The organism is Alcanivorax sp. HI0044, from assembly GCF_001634945.1.
In genome coordinates this window covers 1-1,111 of the sequence record NZ_LWEZ01001707.1, presented here as the reverse complement: position 1 = coordinate 1,111, position 1,111 = coordinate 1, and the positions used below count along the sequence as shown (strand labels likewise).

Genomic DNA, 1,111 nt, shown 5'->3' with positions numbered 1-1,111 from the left:
GGTTTCTCCCAGCGACTACACCCAGGTGCGTTGGCAGCCGAAAGGCAGCCTGCAGCCTGACCAGGTGCAGCAATATCGCTATCGGGTAACGGTGCAGTAGCACCGGGAGAAACAGACGGGGGATCGAAAGATCCCGGGAAGTCTTGTGCGAGCGGCTTGATCGTCAGCGATCGGCCGCATGGGGAGGGGCGGACCGCTCGTGAATAACGAGGGGCCGCTCTCGCAAGGCTTTCGAAACCGAGGGTAATCCAAAACACAATCCATTAAAGGAATGAAGCCATGAAACATGCCTTCAACAAGGGCGTGTTGTCTTCGAAAATGGCCGCATCCCTTGTGTCTGGGGGTCTACTGTTTGCCGCAGGGCAAGCATGGGCGCTGACTGACGCAGGGACGGACATCAAGAACAAGGCAACCGTTACCTATGAAGATGCCAACGGCAACAGCTACTCCGCACAGTCCAATGAAGCGGTAGTGACCGTTGCAGAAGTCTATGCGGGTACGTTGGAAAATGACGGCAAGAAATCCGGTGCGCCGGGTGAAACCGTTTACTTCAGCCACACCCTGAAAAACACCGGTAATGCCACCGACACCTTCACCCTGGACGGGCTGAATGGTGCCGGCGCAGCGGGTAGCTATCAGGTGTTTATCGACGCCAACGGCAATGGTCAGCCTGATGCCGGTGAAAGCGCCGCCACGTCTGTGAGCGTTGACGCGGGTGACCAGGTCGAGCTGATCCTGGCCGTGCCGGTTCCATCCGGAACCGCAGCGGGCGCCACCATCGAAGGCACCTTGCTGGTGCGTTCGACCCGGGGCGATGGCAGCTTCGACGCCAATGACGGTGGCTTGGTACAGGATATCGGCAGCAACGCCGATATTGGCGACTATAACTCTGACGGTGTTAACGGCGCAGACGGTAACGACACCAACACCGATCAGGTGACGGTGACCACCGATGCGGTGCTGGTAACCACCAAGTCTGCATCTGTCAATACCTCTAACAACACCATTACCTACACCTTGACGGTGAAGAACAATGGTGGCAGTGCGGCGCAGAATGTAAATATCTTCGATGCCGTGCCAGCCAATGCCACCTTTGTGGAAATCAATTCGG

Annotated in this window: 1 pseudogene; it reads left to right on the top strand. The window is 57.2% G+C overall.

Annotated features, from left to right (window positions below):
* Window positions 1-279: 279 nt before the first annotated feature.
* Window positions 280-1,111, top strand: a pseudogene (locus A3730_RS25670) (DUF11 domain-containing protein); the annotation flags it as partial.